This window comes from Pseudomonas sp. PA-4-8C (assembly GCF_021606625.1).
In the GTDB taxonomy this organism is placed as follows: Bacteria; Pseudomonadota; Gammaproteobacteria; order Pseudomonadales; family Pseudomonadaceae; genus Aquipseudomonas; species Aquipseudomonas lactis.
In genome coordinates this window covers 1-23,394 of sequence record NZ_WKCD01000044.1, presented here as the reverse complement: position 1 = coordinate 23,394, position 23,394 = coordinate 1, and the positions used below count along the sequence as shown (strand labels likewise).

The 23,394-nt window shown below is 61.1% G+C and carries 20 protein-coding genes and 2 pseudogenes; 12 read left to right on the top strand and 10 right to left on the bottom strand.

Features of this window, described 5'->3' with window-relative positions; translation table 11 throughout:
- Positions 1–58 precede the first annotated feature (58 nt).
- The 6 genes from prpD to GIW04_RS10400 all read right to left on the bottom strand — a co-directional run bounded on the left by prpD (position 59) and on the right by GIW04_RS10400 (position 8,452).
- Entirely contained in the window at positions 59–1,543 is a 1,485-nt protein-coding gene (prpD, locus tag GIW04_RS10425; RefSeq protein ID WP_120248458.1) for a 2-methylcitrate dehydratase, read from the bottom strand.
- Between the two features lie 155 nt (positions 1,544–1,698).
- Positions 1,699–2,889, bottom strand: coding sequence for a 2-methylaconitate cis-trans isomerase PrpF (prpF, locus tag GIW04_RS10420; RefSeq protein ID WP_120248459.1), 1,191 nt, complete (start codon positions 2,887–2,889; stop codon positions 1,699–1,701).
- An 11-nt stretch (positions 2,890–2,900) separates the two neighbouring features.
- Complete coding sequence (gene acnD, locus GIW04_RS10415; RefSeq protein ID WP_034136187.1) at positions 2,901–5,495, bottom strand: Fe/S-dependent 2-methylisocitrate dehydratase AcnD; 2,595 nt, start codon at positions 5,493–5,495, stop codon at positions 2,901–2,903.
- Between the two features lie 183 nt (positions 5,496–5,678).
- Positions 5,679–6,806, bottom strand: coding sequence for a bifunctional 2-methylcitrate synthase/citrate synthase (gene prpC / locus GIW04_RS10410; RefSeq protein ID WP_003193317.1), 1,128 nt, complete (start codon positions 6,804–6,806; stop codon positions 5,679–5,681).
- Between the two features lie 42 nt (positions 6,807–6,848).
- Positions 6,849–7,742 (bottom strand): methylisocitrate lyase, encoded by an 894-nt coding sequence (gene prpB, locus GIW04_RS10405; RefSeq protein WP_003193320.1) that lies wholly within the window; start codon positions 7,740–7,742, stop codon positions 6,849–6,851.
- Positions 7,739–8,452 carry a GntR family transcriptional regulator gene (locus GIW04_RS10400; RefSeq protein WP_003193321.1) on the bottom strand — a complete coding sequence of 238 codons (714 nt, stop codon included), beginning with the start codon at positions 8,450–8,452 and terminating at the stop codon, positions 7,739–7,741. The genes prpB and GIW04_RS10400 overlap by 4 nt, the downstream gene beginning before the upstream one ends.
- 270 nt (positions 8,453–8,722) lie before the next feature.
- Between GIW04_RS10400 and rloA the strand changes: the two genes are divergently transcribed.
- The 4 genes from rloA to pabB all read left to right on the top strand — a co-directional run bounded on the left by rloA (position 8,723) and on the right by pabB (position 13,229).
- A complete protein-coding gene (rloA, locus tag GIW04_RS10395) occupies positions 8,723–9,247 on the top strand; it encodes a retropepsin-like aspartic peptidase RloA (protein ID WP_014719501.1) in 525 nt (174 codons plus the stop codon).
- A gap of 18 nt (positions 9,248–9,265) precedes the next feature.
- Positions 9,266–10,798 (top strand): osmotic stress tolerance membrane protein RloB, encoded by a 1,533-nt coding sequence (gene rloB, locus GIW04_RS10390; protein ID WP_003193324.1) that lies wholly within the window; start codon positions 9,266–9,268, stop codon positions 10,796–10,798.
- On the top strand, positions 10,798–11,784 hold the full coding sequence (locus tag GIW04_RS10385; protein ID WP_003193326.1) for an alpha-L-glutamate ligase-like protein: 987 nt from the start codon (positions 10,798–10,800) through the stop codon (positions 11,782–11,784). The genes rloB and GIW04_RS10385 overlap by 1 nt, the downstream gene beginning before the upstream one ends.
- A 101-nt stretch (positions 11,785–11,885) precedes the next feature.
- Positions 11,886–13,229 (top strand): aminodeoxychorismate synthase component I, encoded by a 1,344-nt coding sequence (pabB, locus tag GIW04_RS10380; protein WP_034136190.1) that lies wholly within the window; start codon positions 11,886–11,888, stop codon positions 13,227–13,229.
- A gap of 110 nt (positions 13,230–13,339) precedes the next feature.
- Here the strand turns inward: pabB and thrH are convergent, their stop codons facing one another.
- Positions 13,340–13,957, bottom strand: coding sequence for a bifunctional phosphoserine phosphatase/homoserine phosphotransferase ThrH (gene thrH, locus GIW04_RS10375; protein ID WP_003193330.1), 618 nt, complete (start codon positions 13,955–13,957; stop codon positions 13,340–13,342).
- 151 nt (positions 13,958–14,108) lie between these two features.
- Between thrH and GIW04_RS10370 the strand changes: the two genes are divergently transcribed.
- The 3 genes from GIW04_RS10370 to GIW04_RS10360 all read left to right on the top strand — a co-directional run bounded on the left by GIW04_RS10370 (position 14,109) and on the right by GIW04_RS10360 (position 17,605).
- A complete protein-coding gene (locus GIW04_RS10370; protein WP_034136191.1) occupies positions 14,109–14,843 on the top strand; it encodes a phosphoadenylyl-sulfate reductase in 735 nt (244 codons plus the stop codon).
- 490 nt (positions 14,844–15,333) lie between these two features.
- The gene (locus GIW04_RS10365; RefSeq protein ID WP_003193334.1) at positions 15,334–16,863 is read left to right on the top strand and encodes an NCS1 family nucleobase:cation symporter-1; all 1,530 of its coding nucleotides are present in this window, start codon (positions 15,334–15,336) and stop codon (positions 16,861–16,863) included.
- Positions 16,864–16,876: 13 nt separating this feature from the next.
- The gene (locus GIW04_RS10360; RefSeq protein WP_034136192.1) at positions 16,877–17,605 is read left to right on the top strand and encodes an aspartate/glutamate racemase family protein; all 729 of its coding nucleotides are present in this window, start codon (positions 16,877–16,879) and stop codon (positions 17,603–17,605) included.
- Positions 17,606–17,710: 105 nt separating this feature from the next.
- Here GIW04_RS10360 and GIW04_RS10355 read toward each other — a convergent pair whose 3' ends face one another.
- Positions 17,711–18,634, bottom strand: coding sequence for a LysR family transcriptional regulator (locus GIW04_RS10355; protein WP_120248460.1), 924 nt, complete (start codon positions 18,632–18,634; stop codon positions 17,711–17,713).
- A 107-nt stretch (positions 18,635–18,741) separates the two neighbouring features.
- Here GIW04_RS10355 and GIW04_RS10350 point away from each other — a divergent pair, with 107 nt between their 5' ends.
- Entirely contained in the window at positions 18,742–19,488 is a 747-nt protein-coding gene (locus GIW04_RS10350) for a 3-oxoacyl-ACP reductase family protein (RefSeq protein WP_003193340.1), read from the top strand.
- Positions 19,489–19,615: 127 nt separating this feature from the next.
- Here GIW04_RS10350 and GIW04_RS10345 read toward each other — a convergent pair whose 3' ends face one another.
- Positions 19,616–20,302, bottom strand: coding sequence for an HAD-IA family hydrolase (locus tag GIW04_RS10345; RefSeq protein WP_003193342.1), 687 nt, complete (start codon positions 20,300–20,302; stop codon positions 19,616–19,618).
- A gap of 223 nt (positions 20,303–20,525) precedes the next feature.
- Between GIW04_RS10345 and GIW04_RS10340 the strand changes: the two are divergent.
- The 3 genes and pseudogenes from GIW04_RS10340 to GIW04_RS10330 form a co-directional block, all read left to right on the top strand.
- Positions 20,526–20,777, top strand: a pseudogene (locus GIW04_RS10340) (type II toxin-antitoxin system RelE family toxin); the annotation flags it as partial.
- A 22-nt stretch (positions 20,778–20,799) separates the two neighbouring features.
- On the top strand, positions 20,800–21,087 hold the full coding sequence (locus GIW04_RS10335) for a helix-turn-helix domain-containing protein (RefSeq protein ID WP_052224703.1): 288 nt from the start codon (positions 20,800–20,802) through the stop codon (positions 21,085–21,087).
- Positions 21,088–21,138: 51 nt separating this feature from the next.
- A pseudogene (locus GIW04_RS10330) lies at positions 21,139–21,495 on the top strand (DUF2784 domain-containing protein).
- Here the strand turns inward: GIW04_RS10330 and GIW04_RS10325 are convergent.
- Positions 21,482–22,450, bottom strand: a complete 969-nt coding sequence (locus GIW04_RS10325; RefSeq protein ID WP_014719514.1) for an NAD-dependent epimerase/dehydratase family protein — start codon at positions 22,448–22,450, stop codon at positions 21,482–21,484. The pseudogene GIW04_RS10330 and the gene GIW04_RS10325 overlap by 14 nt on opposite strands.
- 94 nt (positions 22,451–22,544) lie before the next feature.
- On the opposite strand from GIW04_RS10325, the gene GIW04_RS10320 reads away from it, so the two are divergent.
- The coding region (locus tag GIW04_RS10320) for a LysR family transcriptional regulator (protein WP_236478976.1) at positions 22,545–23,394 on the top strand (850 nt) is incomplete at its 3' end.

The following is a 23,394-nucleotide window of genomic DNA, read 5'->3' as shown; positions in this document are numbered from 1 at the left end:
TGGGGCTGACACACCGCTATCGCAGGCAAGCCAGCTCCCACAGCGACCGTGCTGTTTTTCAGATCGTGAACAGGTCCATGAAACGGTTCACAGGTGTCGCCTCAAGCCGCGCCTGGTCCTTGCACAGGGCGACAATCTCAGCGCTGCGTTGCGCGGTAAACCGCGTGGCCAGGTTGGCCTTGAACTTGTCTTCCAGCAGTGGAATGCCATCCACCCGACGGCGGCGATGGCCAATCGGGTACTCCACCGCTACCTGCTCGGTGCAGGTGCCGTCCGTGAAAAACACCTGCACCGCGTTGGCAATCGAGCGTTTGTCGGCCTCCAGGTATTCGCGGCTGTAGCGCGGGTCTTCGACGATGACCATCTTGTCGCGCAGCTCATCGATGATCGGGTGGGCCGCGTGGAAATCGTCTTCATACTGCTCGGCCACCAGGTTGCCGAACGCCAACGGCACGGCGGTCATGTATTGCAGGCAGTGGTCGCGATCAGCGGCGTTGGCCAACGGGCCGACCTTGGAAATAATGCGAATCGCCGACTCGTGAGTAGTGATCACGATACGGTCGATTTCATGCAGGCGATGCTTGACCAGCGGGTGCAGGGCGACTGCCGCTTCACAGGCAGTTTGCGCGTGAAACTCGGCCGGGAAGCTGATCTTGAACAGCACGTTCTCCATCACGTAGGTGCCGTAGGGTTGGGGCAGGCTGAAGGCGCGGTTGTCCTCGGGCTTGAGCGCCAGGTCCTTGTTGGTGTGGCTGAACAGCACGTCGTAGAAGCCCCATTGCGGCGCACTCAGCACGCCGGGGATGCCCATTTCGCCACGCAAGGCGATGTCTGCCAGGCGCACGCCGCGGCTCGATGCATCGCCTGCCGCCCAGGATTTGCGCGAGCCGGCATTCGGCGCATGGCGATAGGTGCGCAGCGCCTGGCCATCGACAAACGCGTGGGACAACGCCGATAACAGTTGTTCACGGTTGGCCCCCATCAGCTTGGCGGTGACCGCCGTGGAGGCGACTTTCACCAGCAACACATGGTCGAGACCTACCCGGTTGAAGGAGTTCTCCAAGGCAATCACCCCTTGGATTTCGTGGGCCATGATCATCGCTTCCAACACTGCACGCACGGTCAGCGGCGCGTCGCCATTGGCCAGGCGCTTTTGCGACAGGTGATCGGCCACGGCGAGGATGCCGCCAAGGTTGTCCGAAGGGTGGCCCCATTCAGCGGCGAGCCAGGTGTCGTTGTAGTCGAGCCAGCGCATGATGCAACCGATATCCCAGGCGGCCTTGACCGGGTCCAGGCGAAACGAAGTGCCCGGCACCCGTGCACCGAACGGCACCACGGCGCCCTCCACCATCGGCCCCAGGTGCTTGGTGCACTCGGGGAAGCGCAGGGCCAGCAAGCCACAGCCGAGGGTGTCCATCAGGCAGTTGCGGGCGGTGTCCAGGGCGTGTTGGGAGTCGATGCGGTAGTTGAGGACGTAGTCGGCGATGTCCTGCAACACCGGGTCGTAGTCGGGACGGTTGTTCTGGTCGACGTTGGCGCTCATGGCAGTTCTCCTAAAAGTTGGTTGTTCCATCCTCAGGGTCAGGGTTTGATCGTTCCCACGCGGAGCGTGGGAATGCATCCCGTGACGCTCTGCGTCACAGCAGGACGCAGAGCGTCCCAGGCGGCGTTCCCACGCGGAGCGTGGGAACGATCAAGCTAGAAAGCGTCGCCGGGGATGCGCACATAGCCTTCCATTAACACCCGCGCACTGCGGCTCATGATGGCTTTTTTCACCACCCATTCACCGTCCACCTGGCTGGCCTCGGCGCCGACGCGCAAGGTGCCGGACGGGTGCCCGAAGCGCACGGCATTGCGTTCCACGCCGCCTGCCGCCAGGTTGACCAAAGTGCCGGAAATCGCCGCGGCGGTGCCAATCGCCACCGCCGCAGTGCCCATCATCGCGTGGTGCAGTTTGCCCATCGACAAGGCGCGCACCAGCAAATCCACATCGCCGGCCTTGATCGCCTTGCCACTGGAGGCCACGTAATCGACAGGCTTGGCGACGAACGCCACCTTGGGCGTGTGCTGGCGCTGGGCGGCCTCGTCCAGGTGTTTGATCAGGCCCATGCGCAACGCACCATACGCCCGCACGGTCTCGAACATCGCCAGGGCCTTGGGGTCGCTGTTGATCGCGCCTTGCAGCTCGGTTCCGGTGTAGCCCAGATCTTGGGCGTTGATGAAAATCGTCGGGATACCGGCGTTGATCAACGTGGCCTTGAAGGTACCGACGCCGGGTACCTCCAGGTCGTCGACGAGGTTGCCAGTGGGAAACATCGAGCCACCACCGCCCTCTTCTTCCGCCGCCGGGTCCATGAATTCCAGCTGCACTTCGGCGGCCGGGAAGGTCACGCCATCCAGTTCAAAGTCGCCGGTTTCCTGCACCGCGCCGTCGGTGATCGGCACGTGGGCGATGATGGTCTTGCCGATGTTGGCCTGCCACACCCGCACCACGGCCACGCCGTTATGGGGTACGCGGGCCGCATCGACCAGGCCGGCACTGATGGCGAACGAACCCACCGCCGCCGACAGGTTGCCGCAGTTGCCACTCCAATCGACAAATGGCTTGTCGATGGAGACCTGGCCGAACAGGTAATCCACGTCGTGATCGGCGCGGCTGCTTTTGGCCAGGATCACGGTCTTGCTGGTGCTCGAGGTGGCCCCACCCATGCCGTCGATCTGCTTGTCATAGGGGTCGGGACTGCCAATCACCCGCAGCAACAAGGCGTCGCGTGCAGGGCCCGGCACCTGCGCCGCTGCGGGCAGGTCCTTAAGGCTGAAGAACACGCCCTTGCTGGTGCCGCCACGCATGTAGGTGGCGGGAATTCTGATTTGCGCTACGTGTGCCATGGTTATCCTCTTCAGGCGGTTGCCTTTGATTCCAGGAAGTCCTGGGCGAAACGCTGCAACACGCCACCCGCCTCGTAGATCGACACTTCTTCGGCGGTGTCCAGGCGGCACGTCACCGGCACCTCGACACGTTCGCCATTCTTGCGGTTGATCACCAGAGTCAGCTGCGCACGCGGGGTGCGCTCGCCGACCACGTCATAGGTTTCACTGCCGTCGATCTTGAGGGTGTGGCGGTCGGTGCCCGGCAGGAATTCCAGGGGCAGCACGCCCATGCCCACCAGGTTGGTGCGGTGGATGCGCTCGAAGCCTTCGGCGGCAATCGCTTCCACACCGGCCAGGCGTACGCCCTTGGCCGCCCAGTCACGGGACGAACCCTGGCCATAGTCGGCACCGGCGATGATGATCAGCGGTTGCTTGCGCTCCATGTAAGTCTCGATGGCTTCCCACATCCGCGTGACCTTGCCTTCCGGCTCGATACGCGCAAGAGAGCCCTGCTTGACCTTGCCGTTTTCCTGCACCATTTCGTTGAACAGTTTCGGGTTGGCGAAGGTGGCGCGCTGCGCCGTCAAATGGTCGCCCCTGTGGGTGGCGTAGGAGTTGAAGTCGACTTCCGGCAAGCCCATCTTCGCCAGGTATTCACCGGCGGCGCTGTCGAGCATGATCGCGTTGGACGGCGACAAGTGGTCAGTGGTGATGTTGTCCGGCAGCACCGCCAGCGGGCGCATGCCTTTGAGCGGCCGTGCACCGGCCAGCGCGCCTTCCCAGTACGGCGGGCGGCGGATATAGGTGCTTTGTGGGCGCCAGTCGTACAGCGGCGTGACCTTGGGGCCGGTGTCTTCGTGGATGGCGAACATCGGGATATACACGGCACGGAATTGCTCGGGTTTTACCGAAGCCTTGACCACCGCGTCGATCTCTTCATCGCTCGGCCAGATATCCTGCAGGCGGATCTCCTTACCATCGGCGTCCAGGCCGAGCACGTCCTTCTCGATGTCGAAACGGATGGTGCCGGCAATCGCATAGGCCACCACCAGCGGCGGCGACGCCAGGAAGGCTTGCTTGGCGTAAGGGTGAATGCGCCCGTCAAAGTTGCGGTTACCCGACAACACTGCGGTGGCGTACAGGTCGCGGTCGATGATCTCTTGCTGGATCACCGGGTCGAGCGCGCCGGACATGCCGTTGCAGGTGGTGCAGGCAAAGGCCACCACGCCAAAACCGAGTTTTTCCAGCTCATGGCCAAGTCCCGCTTCTTCCAGGTACATGGCCACGGTTTTCGAGCCCGGCGCCAAAGACGACTTGACCCACGGCTTGCGGGTCAGCCCCAGCTTGTTGGCGTTGCGTGCCAACAGGCCGGCGGCGATCACGTTGCGCGGGTTGCTGGTGTTGGTGCAGCTGGTGATGGCGGCGATGATCACCGCGCCGTCGGGCATTTGCCCCGGCACGTCATCCCATTGGCCAGCGATGCCTTTTGACGCCAGGTCGCGGGTGGCCAGGCGGGCATGCGGGTTGCTCGGGCCGGCCATGTTGCGCACGACGCTGGAGAGGTCGAAGCTCAGGCTGCGCTCGTACTGCGCGCCTTTCAGGTCGTCCGCCCACAGGCCAGTGTGGCGTGCATATTGCTCGACCAGGGCGACTTGTTCGTCTTCGCGGCCGGTGAGTTTGAGGTAGGCAATGGTTTGCGCGTCGATGTAGAACATCGCGGCAGTGGCGCCGTACTCCGGGGCCATGTTGGAGATGGTGGCACGGTCACCCAAGGTGAGTGCCGCAGCCCCTTCGCCGAAGAACTCCAGCCAGGCGCCGACCACCTTCTGCTGGCGCAGGAACTCGGTGAGCGCCAGCACCATATCGGTGGCGGTAATGCCCGGTTGCAGCTTGCCGGTCAATTCCACGCCCACGCTTTCCGGCAGGCGCATCCACGACGCGCGGCCGAGCATCACGCTCTCGGCTTCCAGGCCACCGACGCCGATGGCGATCACGCCCAGGGCATCCACGTGGGGCGTGTGGCTGTCGGTGCCGACACAGGTATCCGGGAAGGCCACACCGTCACGCACCTGAATCACCGGAGACATTTTCTCCAGGTTGATCTGGTGCATGATGCCGTTGCCCGGCGGGATCACATCAACGTTCTTGAAGGCCTTTTTGGTCCACTCGATAAAGTGGAAACGGTCTTCGTTGCGACGGTCTTCAATGGCGCGGTTTTTTTCGAAGGCTTGCGGGTCAAAGCCACCGGCCTCGACGGCCAGGGAGTGGTCGACGATCAACTGGGTGGGCACCACCGGGTTGACCTGCGCCGGGTCGCCGCCTTGCTGGGCGATGGCATCACGCAGGCCGGCGAGGTCGACCAGGGCAGTCTGGCCGAGGATGTCATGGCACACCACGCGGGCCGGAAACCACGGGAAGTCGAGGTCGCGCTTGCGCTCGATCAGTTGGCTCAGCGAGGCATTGAGGGTGGCCGGGTCGCAACGGCGCACCAGGTTCTCGGCGAGCACGCGCGAGGTGTAGGGCAACGTGGCGTAGGCGCCGGGCGTGATTGCCTCGACAGCCGCACGGGCGTCGAAGAAATCCAGGCGGCTGCCGGGGAGCGGTTTGCGAAATTCAGTGTTCATCGTCAGGACTCGGTCACGGTAAGTTCGAAAGGTGAACTGTCGACACTGGCTCTGTTTCCTGTGGGAGCTGGCTTGCCTGCGATGGCATCACTGCGGTGTGACAGGTACACCGAGGTGATGCCATCGCAGGCAAGCCAGCTCCCACAAAAAAGCACATTAGCCAGCGGGCACAGCCCATCCCATTCAGCGACGTTCGATTGGCACGAACTTGCGCTGCTCAACGCCGGTGTACTCGGCGCTTGGACGGATGATGCGGTTGTTGGCGCGCTGCTCGAACACATGCGCAGCCCAGCCGGTCAGGCGCGAGCACACGAAGATCGGCGTGAACAGCTTGGTCGGAATGCCCATGAAGTGGTACGCCGAGGCATGGTAGAAGTCGGCGTTGGGAAACAGCTTTTTCTGTTCCCACATGGTCTTGTCGATGGCTTCGGAGACCGGGAACAACACGGTGTCACCCACTTCGTCAGCGAGTTTTTTCGACCAGCCTTTGATCACCTCGTTGCGCGGATCGCTGTCTTTATAGATCGCGTGGCCAAAGCCCATGATCTTGTCTTTGCGCGCCAACATGCCAAGGGTGCCTTCAACCGCTTCCTGGGCCGAGGAGAAACGCTCAATCATTTCCATCGCTGCTTCGTTGGCACCGCCGTGCAGCGGGCCGCGCAGGGAGCCGATGGCAGCGGTGACGCAGGAATACAGGTCGGACAGGGTCGATGCACACACCCGTGCGGTGAAGGTCGAAGCGTTGAATTCATGTTCGGCGTAGAGGATCAGTGACACGTTCATCACTTTGACGTGCAGCTCGCTCGGTTTCTTGCCATGCAGCAGGTGCAGGAAATGGCCGCCGATGCTCGGCTCGTCGGTCACGCAGTCGATGCGCTGGCCGTCGTGACTGAAGCGATACCAATAGCACATGATCGCCGGGAAGGCGGCGAGCAGACGGTCGGTGACATCGCGCTGCACGCTGAAATCTTTCTCCGGCTCGATATTGCCCAGGAACGAGCAACCGGTGCGCATCACGTCCATCGGGTGGGCGTCGGCGGGGATGCGTTCGAGCACTTCTTTCAGGGCTTGGGGCAGGTCACGCAGTTTGCTCAGCTTGTTGCTGTAGGCGTCCAGTTCGGCCTGGGTTGGCAATTCACCGTACAGCAGCAGGTAGGCGACTTCTTCAAACTGGGCGTCGGCGGCCAGTTCGCGCACGTCGTAGCCACGGTAGGTCAGGCCGGCGCCGGCCTGGCCCACGGTGGACAGTGCAGTCTGCCCGGCGACCTGGCCACGCAGGCCAGCACCACTCAATACTTTCGCTTCAGCCATGTTCGTTCTCCAATTTTGTAGTTGTTCAGGGAACCACAGGGTTTATTTTTTCGCGGCAAACAGCGCGTCGAGCTTCTGCTCGAAGGTGTGGTAGTCGATGCGATCGTAAAGCTCCATGCGCGTTTGCATGGTGTCGATCACGTTCTGCTGGGTACCGTCGCGACGAATCGCGGTGTAGACATTCTCGGCGGCCTTGTTCATGGCACGGAAGGCCGAGAGCGGGTACAGCACAATGGAAACATCCGCAGATTTCAACTGTTCGGTGGTGTACAGCGGTGTCGCGCCGAACTCGGTGATGTTCGCCAGGATCGGCGCCTTCACGCGGGAGGCGAACAGCTTGTACATCTCCAGTTCAGTGATGGCTTCCGGGAACACCATGTCGGCACCGGCCTCGATGCACGCGGCGGCACGTTCCAGGGCAGACTCCAGGCCCTCGACCGCCAGGGCGTCGGTGCGCGCCATGATCACGAAGCTGTCATCGGTGCGCGCATCCACGGCAGCCTTGATGCGGTCGACCATTTCCTGCTGGGACACGATTTCTTTGTTCGGGCGGTGACCGCAGCGCTTGGCGCCGACTTGGTCTTCGATATGGATGGCGGCGGCGCCGAACTTGATCATCGACTTGACGGTACGCGCCACGTTGAACGCCGAGGAGCCGAAACCGGTGTCCACGTCCACCAGCAGCGGCAGGTCGCACACGTCAGTAATGCGGCGCACGTCGGTGAGCACGTCATCCAGGCCGGTGATGCCCAGGTCTGGCACGCCGAGGGAGCCGGCGGCTACACCGCCACCTGACAGGTAAATCGCCTTGAAGCCGGCGCGCTTGGCCAAGAGCGCATGGTTGGCGTTGATGGCGCCCACCACTTGCAAGGGCTGTTCGCTGGCGACGGCGTCACGAAAACGCTGGCCGGGAGTGCTGTTGTTGTTGGAACTCATGACTCACCTCGTGATGAAGGCGCACCGTCCGGGAAGTGACGGGCAATGTTGCGTTTGGAGGCGCCGATATGCCGGCGCATCAACAGTTCGGCCAGTTCACCGTCGCGATCGGCAATCGCGTCCAGAATGCGGTGATGCTCGGCAAAGGCCTGGCGTGGACGATTGGGGGTGGCGGAGAACTGGATGCGGTACATGCGCACCAATTGGTACAGCTCGCCGCAGAGCATTTGGGTGAGGGTGCGGTTACCGGCGCCTTGAATGATGCGGTAGTGAAAATCGAAGTCGCCTTCCTGCTGGTAATAGCCAACACCAGCCTGGAACGCCGCGTCCCGTTCGTGGGTGTGCAACACCTGGCGCAGTTCTTCGATTTCCGCGTCGGTCATGCGCTCGGCGGCCAGGCGACAGGCCATGCCCTCCAGGGACTCGCGAATTTCATACAGTTCGACCAACTCGGCGTGGCTCAAAGACACCACGCGCGCGCCGACATGAGGCACCCGCACCAGCAGGCGCTGGCCTTCCAGGCGATGGATCGCTTCGCGCAAAGGGCCGCGGCTGATGCCGTAGGTGCGCGCCAGCTCCGGCTCGGAAATCTTGCTGCCGGGGGCGATTTCGCCTTTGACGATGGCGGCCTGGATACGCCGGAAGACGTTCTCCGACATGGTCTGGGAATCGTCCGGTGCCACCGCTGGTTTTTCCAGTTGCTCCAACATATTGTCGACACCTTGAAAAGCAATGCCGCAAAAACTAGTCAATTAGCCCCGCATAGTCAAAGAATAAATACACATTGTCGACAGTCGTCTAATAACCGCCTCATTCGCTTGCGAAGGCATGGCCGCCTGCCAGCGCTGGCGCCAAAAAAGCATCATGTTAGAATGCCCGCCGCTTTTGCCTGACATCAGACGATGAAAGAGCGCACCCGAGATTGCGCAGCAATGCCAGTCGCCATGAAATGAACAGTGCACTGCCCTGCCTCAGGATTTATGAGACTCAAGCCTTACCTACTAGTGATGTGCCTGCTGTGCATACCGAGCCTTGGCGCTGGCGCCGAGAAGACCGTGTACGGCCTGAATGAATACGCCAAACTTGCAGGTATCGACCTGGAAGTGGCGGCCAAACTCGACACCGGCGCCAAGACCGCCTCGTTGAGTGCCCGCGATATCAAGCGCTTCAAGCGCAATGGCGAATCCTGGGTCCGCTTCTACCTGGCCATCGACACCGCCCATTCCCACCCCATCGAACTGCCCCTGGCGCGTGTCAGCAAGATCAAGCGCCGCGCCGGCGACTACGACCCCGATGAGGACAAGAACTACACCGCCCGCCCAGTGATTGCGCTGGATATCTGCATGGGCAGTGCTTTACGCAGCATCGAAGTGAACTTGACTGACCGCAGCGCATTCCAATACCCGCTGCTGATTGGCTCCGAAGCGCTCAAACGCTTTGATGCGCTGGTCGACCCCAGTCTTAAATATGCAGCAGGCAAACCCGCCTGCGCCGCCGACGCTTAATACCGCCGAGTAAACCGAATGCGCTCTCTGACCCTGCACCTGAAAATCCTGATCACCTTGCTGGTGGTGCTGGGCATTTCGGTCACCGCCTATCAGATCTTCGTGCTGGGAATTCCCGTCACCGAAGATGCCACCGACGACTTGTGGAACATCGACGCCAAGGTCGAGTTCGTCGCCAACCCGAAAGACCCGGTCAAGATCCAGATGTTCGTGCCGCCCCTGAGCCGCGACTTCGTCAGCCTCAATGAAAGCTTTATCTCCAACAACTATGGGGTGAGCGTCAACCGCATCGACGGCAACCGCAAGGTCACCTGGTCGGCGCGCCGGGCCAAGGGCAACCAGACCCTCTATTACCGCCTGGTGCTGACCAAGCGCTACAGCGGCGAAAAGGTCAAGATCAAAGGCCCGACCTTCCGCGACAGCATCGCCGTGGAAGGCCCCGAGAAGATCGCCGCCGAAGCCTTGCTGGCGCCGATTCGCCAGCACTCGGCCGACGTCGAGACCTTTATCAGCGAAGCCATCAAGCGCACCAACAACCTCAACGACGACAATGTGAAGTTGCTGCTGGCTGGCGACCCCTCGACGCCGCACAAAGCCAAAATCGTCGAGCTGCTGCTGTCCATCGCCCACGTGCCGGTAGAGAAAGTCCACACCATCCGCCTGGTGGCCGACCAGCCGCAAACCCCGGAGCTGTGGCTGCGCAGTTTCAACGGCAACGACTGGCTGTACTTCAACCCGGAGACTGGCGAACAGGGCCTGCCCGCCGACCGCCTGCTGTGGTGGACCGGCGATGAAAACCTGATCACGGTCGATGGCGGCAAGAAGGCCATGGTGACCTTCAGCCTCAACAACAGCGAAATGAACGCGATTCGCCTGGCCAAGCTGACCGACGAAAACACCGACGCCAACTTCCTCGAATACTCGCTGTACGGCCTGCCGCTGCAAACCCAGCAGACCTTCATGATCATGGTGATGATCCCGATTGGCGTGCTGGTGATCCTGATCCTGCGCAACCTGATCGGCCTGCAAACCCTGGGCACCTTCACCCCCGTGCTGATCGCCCTGGCGTTCCGCGAGACCCAGTTGGGCTTCGGGATTGTGCTGTTCACGATCATCACGGCCCTGGGCCTGTCGCTCAGGTCGTACCTTGAACACCTGAAACTGCAGATGCTGCCGAGGCTGTCGGTGGTACTGACCTTCGTGGTGGTGTTGATTGCCGCCATCAGCCTGTTCAGCCACAAGCTGGGGCTGGAGCGTGGCTTGTCGGTGGCGCTGTTCCCGATGGTGATCCTGACCATGACCATCGAACGCCTGTCGATCACTTGGGAGGAACGTGGTGCCAACCATGCGCTGAAAGTGGCGATTGGCACGCTGTTCGCCGCGTCCCTGGCGCACCTGATCATGAGCGTGCCGGAGCTGGTGTATTTCGTGTTCACCTTCCCGGCGATCCTGTTGATTCTGGTGGGCTTCATGCTGGCCATGGGTCGCTATCGCGGCTATCGCCTCACCGAGCTAGTGCGCTTCAAGGCGTTCCTGAAGGCTGACTCTTGATGTTCGGCTTCTGGAAGACCTGGAAGGCCCTGGAAGCGCGGGGGATCATGGGCATCAACCGGCGTAATGCCGACTACGTGCTCAAGTACAACAAGCGCAGCCTGTACCCCATCGTGGATGACAAGATCATCACCAAGGAACGGGCGCTGGCGGCCGGCATCCACGTGCCGGAAATGTACGGGGTGATCTCCACCGAGAAGGAAATCGACAAGCTCGACGAGATTATCGGTGGGCGCAGCGACTTCGTGATCAAGCCCGCCCAGGGCGCCGGCGGGGACGGCATCCTGGTGGTGGCCGACCGGTTTGAAGGGCGCTATCGCACGGTGTCCGGCAAGATCATCAGCCATGAGGAGATCGAGCACCAGATTTCCAGCATCCTCACCGGCCTGTATTCCCTCGGCGGCCACCGCGACCGCGCGTTGATCGAGTACCGCGTGGTGCCCGACCAGATCTTCAAGAGCATCAGCTATGAAGGCGTGCCGGACATCCGCATCATCGTGCTGATGGGCTACCCGGTGATGGCGATGCTGCGCCTGCCCACCCGCCAATCCGGCGGCAAGGCCAACCTGCACCAGGGCGCGATCGGCGTGGGTGTAGACCTGGCCACCGGCCTGACCCTGCGCGGCACCTGGCTGAACAACATCATCACCAAGCACCCCGACACCACCAACGCCGTAGATGGCGTGCAACTGCCCAACTGGGACGGTTTCATGAAGCTCGCCGCCGGCTGCTATGAGCTGTGCGGGCTGGGTTATATCGGCGTGGACATGGTGCTGGACCAGGAAAAAGGCCCGCTGATCCTTGAGCTGAACGCACGGCCTGGGCTGAACATCCAGATTGCCAACGACTGCGGCCTGACGTTGCGCACCCATGCAGTAGAGGCGCGGCTGGAAGAACTCAAGGCGGCCGGGGTGACAGAGACCCCAGAGGAACGGGTGAAGTTCGTGCAGGAGATGTTCGGGCATATTCCGCCCGTGGAAGGCTGATCCGGTCTTCGAACTGTCTATCCCCGACATCCCCTCTAGGAGCAAATCCTACAGGGGACTACAATCCCCCTCCCCCGCGCCATTGGCTGATCCACCCCCGCATGTCGACCTGTTCCGTATACCCGTTGCCCTACCGGGCCAATCCCGCCGAGTTCTTTGCGGTCATTCGCCACGCCCCTGGTGCGGTGCTGCTCGACAGCGGCCGCCCGATGGCTGTTCGCGGCCGGTATGACCTGCTCAGTGCCTGGCCCGAAGCGATCCTGACGGTAGGGCCGGACGAAAGTGGCGGTGATTTCCTGCAACGCTTGCGCAAGAACCTCACGCAGTTGGGTCAAGCGACGTTGCCTGATGGCTATGACTTACCGTTTGCCGGTGGTTTGATCGGTTACCTGAGCTATGACTTTGGTCGGCACCTGGAGCAGGTTTCACACCTGGCCGTGGACGATTTGCATCTGCCCGATGCGCGTTTCGGGCTCTATGCCTGGGCGCTGGTCAGCGATCACCAGGTGCAAACCAGCCAGTTGGTCTTTCACCCTGCGCTGGCCGACAGCGAGCGGCAACGCTTGATCAACGTGTTCAGTCAGGCACAAAACGATGCGCCGACGACCTTCAAGCTTCACGGCCCCATGATCCCGGACCTCAGCGCCGAGGCGTATCACCAGGCCATCATTCGCATCCAGGATTACATCCAGGCCGGCGACTGCTACCAGGTCAACTTTGCCCAACGCTTTCGCGCGCCGTGCATCGGCGATCCATGGGTAGCCTACTGCGCGCTGCGCGAAGCCTGCCCGACGCCGTTTTCCGGGTTCCAGAGTTTGCCCGATGACGGCGCGGTGCTGAGCCTGTCGCCGGAACGCTTTGTGCGCATCAGCGAGCGTCAGGTGGAAACCCGCCCGATCAAGGGCACCCGCCCTCGCGGTTTAACCCCCGAAGAGGATGCCGCCAACGCCGCTGAGTTGCTCGCCAGCCCCAAGGACCGCGCAGAAAACCTGATGATCGTCGACCTGCTGCGCAACGACCTCGGCCGCAGTTGCCGCATCGGCTCAGTGAAAGTGCCGGAGCTGTTCAGCCTGGAAAGCTACCCCAACGTGCACCACTTGGTGAGCAGCGTCACCGGCGTATTGGCCGACGACAAAGACGCCCTCGACCTGATCGCCGGCAGCTTCCCCGGCGGCTCCATCACCGGCGCGCCGAAGATTCGTGCGATGCAGATTATCGACGAGCTTGAACCCACCCGCCGCGGGCTCTATTGCGGCTCGCTGGTGTACCTGGACGTGCGCGGCGAGATGGACAGCTCCATCGCGATTCGCAGCTTGCTGGTCAAGGACGGGCAAGTGTGTTGCTGGGGTGGCGGTGGGATTGTGGCGGATTCAGAGTGGCAGGCGGAGTATCAGGAATCGTTGACGAAGGTGCGGGTGTTGTTACAGACATTGGAAGGTTTGTAGGGCCTGTACCGGCCCTATCGGGGGCAAGCCCCCTCCCACCTTCGACCGCGCCGCGATCAAAGGTGGGAGCTGGCTTGCCTGCGATGGGGCAATCAGTCGCGCCGCATAACTTACAGGCTCAACTGCCGATTCGACGCCTTGATAAACTCTGTCTTCAACTCTTCAAACGTATGCACCGCCGGAAACTGCGGGAATTCGCGAATCACATTGTCCGGCGCATGGAACAGAATCCCGCGGTCAGCTTCACCCAGCATGCTGGTGTCGTTATAGGAATCACCGGCAGCGATCACGCGGTAGTACAGGGTCTTGAATGCCAGCACCGATTGGCGTTTCGGGTCTTTCTGGCGCAGTTGGTAGCTGACCACTCGGTCGTTTTCATCGGTGATCAAGCGGTGGCAGAGCAGGGTTGGGAAACCCAGCTGACGCATCAGCGGCTGGGAGAACTCATAAAACGTGTCGGACAGGATCACCACCTGGAAGCGCTCGCGCAGCCAGTTGACGAACTCGATGGCGCCGTCCAGCGGCTTGAGCGTGGCGATCACGGCCTGGATATCGGCCAGCTTGAGCCCATGCTCGTCGAGGATGCGCAGGCGCTGCTGCATCAGCACGTCGTAGTCGGGAATGTCACGGGTGGTGGCCCGCAGGGACTCAATGCCGGTTTTCTCGGCGAAGGCGATCCAGATTTCCGGAACCAGCACCCCTTCCAGGTCAAGGCAGGCAATTTCCACACGACACTCCTATTAGATGTTGTTAGTTGAGCGAGCAAAAGGACTGCCGAACTCTAGCGACTCAAGCCCGCCGCCGCAACGCGGGACAGATTTTGATACCATCGCCCTCCTAGAGAGCGCTCAGCGCCACTGACCTGTAGGAACCGTCCTGATGAACCAAGCCTTCGACGTCGTTGAACTCGCCACGACTTATGCCAACAAGTCTGCCCAGGACATTCTCAAGCTGGCGTTCAGCCAGTTCGGCGATGACCTGTGGATTTCCTTCAGCGGTGCCGAGGATGTGGTGCTGGTGGACATGGCCTGGAAGCTGAACAAGAACGTCAAGGTGTTCAGCCTCGACACCGGCCGCCTGCACCCCGAGACCTACCGGTTTATCGAGCAGGTGCGTGAGTTCTACAAGATCGACATCGAACTGATCTCACCGGACCCGAGCAAGCTGGAGCCCTTCGTCAAAGAGAAAGGCCTGTTCAGCTTCTATAAGGACGGCCATGGCGAATGCTGCGGTATCCGCAAGATCGAACCGCTGCGCCGCAAACTCGCAGGTGTACGCGCCTGGGCCACCGGCCAGCGCCGCGACCAGAGCCCCGGCACTCGCAGCCAGGTGGCGGCGCTGGAAATCGACACGGCGTTTTCCACGCCGGAACGCACCCTTTACAAATTCAACCCGCTGGCACAGATGACGAGCGAGGAGGTGTGGGGTTATATCCGCATGCTCGAGCTGCCGTACAACAGCCTGCATGAGCGCGGGTTTATCAGCATCGGCTGCGAGCCCTGCACCCGGCCGGTATTGCCACGCCAGCATGAACGTGAAGGCCGCTGGTGGTGGGAAGAAGCCACGCAGAAGGAATGCGGACTGCATGCGGGGAATATCATCAGCAAGGCTTGAGCCTCTGATGCCACCGCCTCTGTAGGAGCGAGCTTGCTCGCGAAAAACGTCAACGATAACGCGTGTTTCCTGAATGAACGCGGCGTCTGTGAGTTTTTCGCGAGCAAGCTCGCTCCTACAGAAAGCGAAATTTCCTTTTTGGTCGGGTGAATCTTGTACACAACCTTGTAACCATAAGTGCCATTTTTGTGTGCAACTTAATATACAACGCACCAAAACGTAACATCTCTCTGCGCCAATGGCGCTGTCTATAAATAGCCCTGCAATTAACAAAAAAATAAATACCTGTTCAAACGGTCAATTTATAACGCTTGTAATTCAGTAATTTATTCTCAAACTATATAAAAACGAAATTAGCCAAGATTTTCATATATCGAAAATTGGCACGCATATGGCTTAGGCATAAGTACGCTTTGTATACAATCAATACAAAACCTACATACACTTTGCCATCCGCCGCTTTGCTGCAGATGCGCTGGAGCCTGCCGGAATGCGTACAAGCCTCTCGAACACCCTCGCACTGGATCTGCCCTCCTCCCCATTAAACCCTGCAGCCGCCGGCCCCGGCCCGCTGGTGCTCAGCCCGCGCCTGCACAACAAGGACCTGGCGCCCACCAAGGTCGAAGGACGACGCTGGGGGCGCTATAGCATCTTCGCGTTGTGGACCAATGACGTGCACAACATCGCCAACTACTCATTCGCCATCGGCTTATATGCATTAGGCCTGGGCGGCTGGCAAATATTGCTGTCCCTGGGGATCGGCGCGGCGCTGGTGTACTTCTTCATGAACTTGTCGGGCTACATGGGGCAGAAGACCGGTGTGCCGTTTCCGGTTATCAGCCGCATCAGTTTTGGCATCCACGGGGCGCAGATTCCGGCATTGATCAGGGCGGTAATTGCGATTGCCTGGTTTGGGATCCAGACCTACCTGGCCTCGGTGGTTTTCCGCGTACTGCTGACAGCCATTCATCCAGGGTTTGCCGATTATGACCACGATTCGATTCTCGGCCTGTCGACCCTGGGTTGGGCGTGCTTTGTGGCGATCTGGCTGGTGCAGTTGGTGATTCTCGCCTATGGCATGGAAATGGTACGTCGCTATGAAGGCTTCGCCGGGCCGGTGATTCTGCTGACCGTGGCTGCGCTGGCCGGCTGGATGTACTTCCAGGCGAACGGGCAAATTGCCTGGTCGATCCGCGAGCCCCTGAGTGGCGGCGAGATGTGGCGCAATATCTTTGCCGGCGGCGCGCTATGGCTGGCGATCTACGGCACCTTGATCCTCAACTTCTGCGACTTCGCCCGCTCTTCGCCGTGCCGCAAAACCATCCAGGTCGGCAACTTCTGGGGCCTGCCGGTGAATATCCTGGTGTTCGCCGCCATCACCGTGCTGCTGTGCGGCGGGCAATTCCAACTCAATGGCCGGGTGATCGAAAGCCCCACCGAAATCATCGCGGCGATCCCCAACACCTTCTTTCTGGTGCTCGGCTGCCTGGCTTTCCTGATCGTCACCGTGGCGGTGAACATCATGGCCAACTTCGTCGCCCCGGCCTTTGTACTGAGCAACCTGGCGCCCAAGTACCTGAACTTCCGGCGCGCCGGGTTGATCAGTGCCTTTGTTGCCGTACTGATCCTGCCGTGGAACCTCTACAACAGCCCGTTGGTGATCGTGTACTTCCTCTCTGGCCTCGGAGCGCTGCTGGGGCCTCTGTACGGGGTGATCATGGTCGATTACTGGCTGATCCGTAAAAGCCAGGTGGACGTGCCACAACTGTATAGCGAAGACCCCCAAGGCATTTATTACTACAGCCGGGGGGTGAACATGCGTGCGGTGGCGGCGTTTATTCCGGCGGCGGTGATCGCCATCCTGCTGGCGCTGCTGCCGGGGTTTGCCAGCGTCTCGCCGTTTTCCTGGTTGTTTGGCGCCGGCATTGCCGGGTTGCTGTACCTGCTGATCGCCAAGCGCCAACCGCACTACGCCGATGTCAGCGGCGAAAGCATTGCCGTCGATAACGTCAGTCATTAAACAAGGACTTTCCATGCGTATCCTCGTGGTCAACGTCAACACCACCGAATCCATCACCGAGACCATCGCCCAGCAAGCACGGGCGGTGGCTTCACCGGGCACCGAGATTGTCGGGCTAACCCCGTACTTCGGCGCCGAATCGGTGGAAGGCAATTTTGAAAGCTACCTGGCGGCCATCGCCGTGATGGACCGGGTAATGGCCTACGACCAGCCCTTTGATGCGGTGATCCAGGCCGGCTATGGCGAACATGGCCGCGAAGGCTTGCAGGAACTGCTCAATGTGCCGGTGGTGGATATCACCGAAGCGGCGGCCAGCACCGCGATGTTCCTGGGGCACGCCTACTCGGTGGTGACCACCCTGGACCGCACTGTGCCGCTGATTGAAGACCGGCTGAAACTCGCCGGCCTCTACCAGCGATGCGCTTCGGTGCGCGCTAGCGGCATGGCGGTGCTGGAGCTGGAAGAAGACCCGTTGGGCGCCATGGAGGCCATCGTGCGCCAGGCGGAACTGGCCATTCGCGATGACAAGGCCGAGGTGATCTGCCTGGGCTGCGGCGGCATGGCCGGGCTGGACGAACAGATTCGCCAGCGCACCGGGGTGCCGGTGGTGGACGGGGTGACGGCGGCGGTGATGGTGGCCGAGTCGTTGGTGCGGTTGGGGTTGTCCACGTCGAAGGTCAGGACGTATGCCACGCCGCGGCCGAAGAAGGTCATCGGTTGGCCGGGCAAGTTCGGGCGGTAGACCGATGCGCCTGCATCGCGGGCAAGCCCGGCTCCCACAGTGATCGCGACCCCATGTGGGAGCCGGGCTTGCCCGCGATGGCCACGACTCGATGTAAGGCCGTGCTCAGATGGCACTGAACCGTTGAGCCAGTTTCTGCTCGGCAAACTGCTCAATAACGAAATCCACAAACACCCGCGTCTTGCCCGGCAGCAATTTATGCTCGGCGTAGTAGATGGAAATATTGCCGTCGTCCACATACCAATCGGGTAACACTCGCACCAACGCCCCGCTGTCCAAGAACGGCACGGCCATCGGCATGCTCACCAGCGCGATACCAAGGCCCTGGGCACTGGCGCAGCAAGCGGCTTCGGAGTCGCTCATGGTCATGGCCGGCTTCAGTACCAGTGGGCTGTGCTCGCGCTCACGATGGGTCAGTTGCCACGAACGCACCCGGCCTGTCTGCGGCGAGCGGATCAAGATGCCGAGGCAGTGCGACAGATCCTCGGGCGCCCGCACCGGCAAGCGTCGCGCCAGGTAATCCGGCGATGCCACCAGCACCCGGTGCGCCGGGGTCAACTTGCGCGCCACCACGCCTTGGGGCAGCTCAAACCCGCCACCGATGGCCGCATCGAAGCCTTGCCCGATCAGGTCGACCTGGCGATTATCGAAGTGCCAGTCCGGGCTTATATCCGGAAAGCGCTGCATGAATTCGCCCAACAACGGCACCACGTACCGATTGCCGAACACTGGCCCCATGCTGACCTTGAGCGTGCCCACCGGCCGCCCTTCGGCACTGGCCAGGTTGGCGACCGCATTCTGAATGGTGGTGAGGCTGCTGCTGACTTCCGCCAGGAACATTTTGCCGGCTTCGGTCAGCGCCAGGCGCCGAGTGCTGCGCTGGAACAGCCGCACACCGAGGCGCGCCTCCAGCTTGGCGACGCTTTTACCCACTGCAGCAGGCGTGAGGCTCAGGTGCCGTGCAGCCTCGGCAAAGCTGCCACCCTCGGCGCTGCGCACAAAGCATTCGATACTTCCAAAGCTTTCCATATGGCCCCACTCTAAACTTTTGGTTTACACAGACTATAGCAACCACGGGCTACCGAGCTGCGCGGGTGAGGTCGATACTCACTCCATCAATTACCTCGGAGATCGACATGACCACACACAACCTCACCGGCAAAGTCGCCTTGATTCAAGGCGGTTCCCGCGGCATCGGCGCCGCCATCGTCAAGCGCCTCGCCGCTCAAGGCGCAGCGGTTGCCTTTACCTACGTCAGCTCAGCCGCCAAGGCCCAAGCGTTGCAGAACGAGGTGATCAGCGAAGGCGGCAAAGCCTTGGCGATACAGGCCGACAGCGCTGATGCCACGGCGATTCGCGCGGCGGTCAACGCCACGGTCGAGGCGTTTGGACGCCTGGATATCCTGGTGAATAACGCTGGCGTGCTGGCCATCGCCCCACTGGACGAATTCAAGCTGGAAGACTTCGACCAGACCTTGGCGATCAACGTACGCAGCGTATTTATCGCCACCCAGGAAGCCGCCAAGCATATGGGCGAAGGTGGCCGCGTGATCAATATCGGCAGCACCAACGCCGAACGCATGCCCTTTGGCGGTGGCGGGCCCTACGCCATGAGCAAGGCGGCGCTGGTGGGGTTGACCAAGGGATTGGCGCGGGACCTGGGGCCACGTGGCATCACCATCAACAACGTGCAGCCTGGGCCGGTGGACACCGACATGAACCCGGCGAACAGCGATTTTGCCGAAAGCCTGATCGGGTTGATGGCGGTAGGTCGGTATGGGCATGTGGAGGAGATCGCCAGTTTTGTGGCGTATCTGGCCGGACCGGAAGCGGGCTATATCACGGGCGCCAGCCTGACCATTGATGGTGGGTTCAGCGCCTGATTTTGCAAAACCGCACACCAAATGTGGGAGCGGGCTTGCCCGCGAAGGCGGTGTGTCAGTGGCACATCTGTCACTGCGCTACCGCTTTCGCAGGCAAGCCCGCTCCCACATTTTTGACCGCGCTGGGTCAGGCCATGGGAGGCAAGCCGTAGGCGGCCAGGTCAAAGTCGGCGAGCTTGCGAATAATCTGGTCAGCATGCTGGTACTTGCTGTCAGCCATCGCCTCATCGGGCACCGCAATAGCGGTCATGTTGGCAGCCTTCGCCGCCGTCACGCCGAACGGCGAGTCTTCGAACACCAGGCAATCCTCAGGCGCCACACCCAAGCGGCGCGCGGCGGTAAGGAAGATGTCCGGCGCGGGCTTGGCGGCGCCGACTTCCGGGTCGTCGGCGGTGACGATGGTGTCGAACAGGCCAAACCATTCACGGTGCAAGGTGGTCTTGTGGCCAAACGAATTACGCGATGAACTGGTGCCCACCGCAATTGGAATATTGTGCGCCTTCAAGTGCCGCACCAACGCCTCGGCACCGGGCATGCCCAGGGCCTTGGGAAAACGCTCGCTCATCAGCGGTTCGCGTATTTCCAGAAACTCGGCGGGCGTGATCGGCAGGTCCAGTGCCTTGACCACGTAATCGGCCAAATCCTGGGCACCGCGCCCGATGATGTGCTGCTTGATGCCCCAGTCGTAGGTACGGCCATAGCGTTCGGCAATGATCTGCGTGACTTCGGTGTAGATGCCTTCGGTATCCAGCAACAACCCGTCCATATCGAAAATCACGGCCTTGATCGGGACAGCGGTACGCGGTGCATTCATCACAACACAACCTTGGGGCGAGGACTAAAAGGATTCAGCACAATAACGGCCCTCGTTGCCTGCAAGCAACCTTCGTGGACCAACCGTTGATTCATACCACGCAACAGTTTTAACCCTCGACGCTGACGGCGGCCAGCTAGGGTTTGAGAGGACAACGTCATGACCCGTCGACACGAATCTGAAAATACCGATTGCAAACCTTATAAAAGACTTATTAACCTCCATGAACTCAATCCAATGGACCCGAAAAGCCGTCAAACAATTGCTTCGGTTGCATTCGTATCATCAGCAATAGGTACGCGATGCCGTGTCCGCTCTTGAACACATGCCCGATGCAATCAACGTCAAGGTGCTGGTTAACCATCCTCACAGCTATCGCTTGCGGGTAGGTCATTACCGGGTCCTTTTCGACTGGGACGGCAGCATCCAGGTCGTCAGCATCCAAGAGGTTAAAAAACGTGACGAGCGAACCTACTGCCGTACAGATCATCCACAATATGCAGGGCGAGCCAGCCTATGTGGTGATTCCCTATGAACACTATGTGGCGCAGCAAAACGATCCAAACCTGATCCCCCATGCGGTAGTCAGCCGCCTGGTGGATGGCGCAACACCTATTCGCGCGTGGCGCGAGCATCTGAGCCTGACCCAGGAAGAAGTCGCCAAACGCCTGGGTATTTCACAATCGGCATTTGCCCAGCAGGAAGCGGTCAGCAAACCCCGCCGCACCACGCGGGAAAAGATAGCCAAAGCGTTCGGTATCAATGCCAGTCAACTGGAGCTATAACGGCGCGCTGCAAAAATTCACGTACCCCTTCACCTCACATCGAGCTCAAACATGCTCTACCGCCTAGCCGCCGACGGCCTCGTGCTGTTCCACCTGGCCTTTATCCTGTTCGTGCTGTTCGGCGGCCTGCTCACCCTGAAGTGGCCCAGGGTAATGTGACTGCACCTGCCCGCCGTTGCCTGGGGCATCGCGGTGGAGGTGCTGCACCTGCCCTGCCCACTCACCCGTTGGGAAAACCTGTTTCGCCACTTGGCCGGGCAGGATGGTTATGGCGGTGGGTTTATCGAGCATTACATTCTGACGATGATCTACCCAGCCGGGCTGACTGCGAATACTCAATTAGTGCTGGGGGCCGTGGTGGTGGTGGTCAACCTCGCCGTGTATGCACGCCTGATCAAACGCAAGTAGGCAGGCAACCCAGGCCAACCAGGGTGGCCTCCACCGCCTGTTCCAGCGGTGTGTGGGGCTCATGGCCGAGCGTCGCGAGCAGGCGCTGGTTATCCAGGCGCAACGGTGTTTGCCACAGGTAGCGCATCTCCTGCATCTCACGCACGGTGACGACAAAAGGCGCCGCCCAGTTCAACAACCACCAGGGAAACGCGCCGACCCTGGGTTGCTGGCCCGTCCTGCGCAGCACCACACGCTGGATCGTCTTAGCCATCTGCGTACCGTCCGCATCCATGTACCCAGCCATATGAAAGCAGGCGAAGGCGCCAAGACTGGCACGACGCTCAATCAACTCAAGCATTGTACGCGCTACGTCCGGCAGATAAGCCCATTGATGGGCCACGCCGTAATCGCCTGGGTAGCGGATGGTGTGCACCGGTTTGCCGGGTTTGACCAAGCCTTGGGCAAACCAGTTATTGGCCACCCTGGCGCCGAAAAAATCCCCAGCGCGCACAATCACCACCCGGGCGCCCTGAGTGGAAGCGGCTCGCAAGCGCTGCTCCATCTGCACACGGATCGCGCCCTTGCGAGTCAGCGGGTGCTGGGGTGAGTCTTCGTGCAGCACAGGGAATGCATCCGGCCCGAAGTTGTAGACCGTGCCGGGCAGCACGACTGTCGCGCCTTCGCAGATGGCCGCCGCAATGGAGTTGTCGATCATCGGCAACACCCACTCGGCCCATTTGCGATAACCCGGCGGATTGACGCCGTGCACGATTACCGCGCAGCCCCGGGCGGCCGCGATCACGTCGTCGCGATTCAGGGCATCGCCTTTTAGCCACGTAAAAACAGGATTTTGGCTGCGAGCCTTGATCAGATCCCGAGTCAACGCCCGCACCTCCCAGCCCGCCGCGCTCAACTGCCGCGCCACTTCGCCACCAATGCCACCGGTTGCACCCAAAACCAGAACCTTGCTCATCACCCTCTCCCACTGTTGGTTGATGAGGGTATGTTGGATGCGGAACAGCTATAGAGGAATTGCCCAAGAGTATCGAGCCGCTATACATTTATGTATGGCTACGAATATCGGTTGGGAGCTTTACCGGTCATTTCTCGGTGTACTCAAGGAAGGATCGCTGTCGGGGGCCGCACGGCAGCTCGGCATCACCCAACCCACGGTAGGGCGGCACATCGCCGCGCTGGAAACGGCGCTGGGCGTCGTGTTGTTCACCCGCTCGCCCTCAGGCTTATTACCCACTACGGTCGCCCACACACTGCGGGCGCATGCAGAAACCATGGCGCGTACCGCCGCCGCCCTTGAACGCGCCGCCTCGTCCCAAGGCGATGAGGTGCGCGGCGTGGTACGAGTATCGGCCAGTGAAGTGGTGGGTGTGGAGGTACTGCCGCCGATCATCACGCAATTGCGCCGGGAACACCCGCACCTGAAGGTGGAACTGGTGCTGACCAACCGCTTGAGCGACCTGCTGCAGCTGGAAGCCGACATTGCCGTGCGCATGGTGCGCCCCAGCCAGGAGCAGCTGCTGGCGCGGCGTATCGGCCTGATCGAAGTCGGCCTGCATGCCCGTGACGATTACCTGCAGCAACACGGCATCCCCCAACACATGCACGACCTCGCCGGCCACTCCGTCATCGGCTTTGATCAAGCCACTGCATTTATCCGCAGCCTGGCAATCAAGGGTTTTGAGCGCAACGCCTTCGCCATCAGTAGCGACAGCGACCTGGCGCAACTGGCAATGATCCGCGCCGGTGCCGGCATCGGTGGGTGCCAGGTACAACTGGCCCAGCGCGACCCACGTCTGCGCCGAGTGCTGCCTGACGGCTTCGCGTTTAAAATGGACACTTGGGTAAGCATGCACGAAGACCTGCGCAACAGCCCACGCTGCCGGGTGACATTCGATGCAC

Coding starts and splice junctions, on each gene's coding strand:
- prpD (WP_120248458.1), bottom strand. CDS start 1,543: ATGAGCGCCAACGTCGACCAGAACAACCGTCCCGACTACGACCCGGTG.
- prpF (WP_120248459.1), bottom strand. CDS start 2,889: ATGGCACACGTAGCGCAAATCAGAATTCCCGCCACCTACATGCGTGGC.
- acnD (WP_034136187.1), bottom strand. CDS start 5,495: ATGAACACTGAATTTCGCAAACCGCTCCCCGGCAGCCGCCTGGATTTC.
- prpC (WP_003193317.1), bottom strand. CDS start 6,806: ATGGCTGAAGCGAAAGTATTGAGTGGTGCTGGCCTGCGTGGCCAGGTC.
- prpB (WP_003193320.1), bottom strand. CDS start 7,742: ATGAGTTCCAACAACAACAGCACTCCCGGCCAGCGTTTTCGTGACGCC.
- GIW04_RS10400 (WP_003193321.1), bottom strand. CDS start 8,452: ATGTTGGAGCAACTGGAAAAACCAGCGGTGGCACCGGACGATTCCCAG.
- rloA (WP_014719501.1), top strand. CDS start 8,723: ATGAGACTCAAGCCTTACCTACTAGTGATGTGCCTGCTGTGCATACCG.
- rloB (WP_003193324.1), top strand. CDS start 9,266: ATGCGCTCTCTGACCCTGCACCTGAAAATCCTGATCACCTTGCTGGTG.
- GIW04_RS10385 (WP_003193326.1), top strand. CDS start 10,798: ATGTTCGGCTTCTGGAAGACCTGGAAGGCCCTGGAAGCGCGGGGGATC.
- pabB (WP_034136190.1), top strand. CDS start 11,886: ATGTCGACCTGTTCCGTATACCCGTTGCCCTACCGGGCCAATCCCGCC.
- GIW04_RS10370 (WP_034136191.1), top strand. CDS start 14,109: ATGAACCAAGCCTTCGACGTCGTTGAACTCGCCACGACTTATGCCAAC.
- GIW04_RS10365 (WP_003193334.1), top strand. CDS start 15,334: ATGCGTACAAGCCTCTCGAACACCCTCGCACTGGATCTGCCCTCCTCC.
- GIW04_RS10360 (WP_034136192.1), top strand. CDS start 16,877: ATGCGTATCCTCGTGGTCAACGTCAACACCACCGAATCCATCACCGAG.
- GIW04_RS10355 (WP_120248460.1), bottom strand. CDS start 18,634: ATGGAAAGCTTTGGAAGTATCGAATGCTTTGTGCGCAGCGCCGAGGGT.
- GIW04_RS10350 (WP_003193340.1), top strand. CDS start 18,742: ATGACCACACACAACCTCACCGGCAAAGTCGCCTTGATTCAAGGCGGT.
- GIW04_RS10345 (WP_003193342.1), bottom strand. CDS start 20,302: ATGAATGCACCGCGTACCGCTGTCCCGATCAAGGCCGTGATTTTCGAT.
- GIW04_RS10335 (WP_052224703.1), top strand. CDS start 20,800: ATGCAGGGCGAGCCAGCCTATGTGGTGATTCCCTATGAACACTATGTG.
- GIW04_RS10325 (WP_014719514.1), bottom strand. CDS start 22,450: ATGAGCAAGGTTCTGGTTTTGGGTGCAACCGGTGGCATTGGTGGCGAA.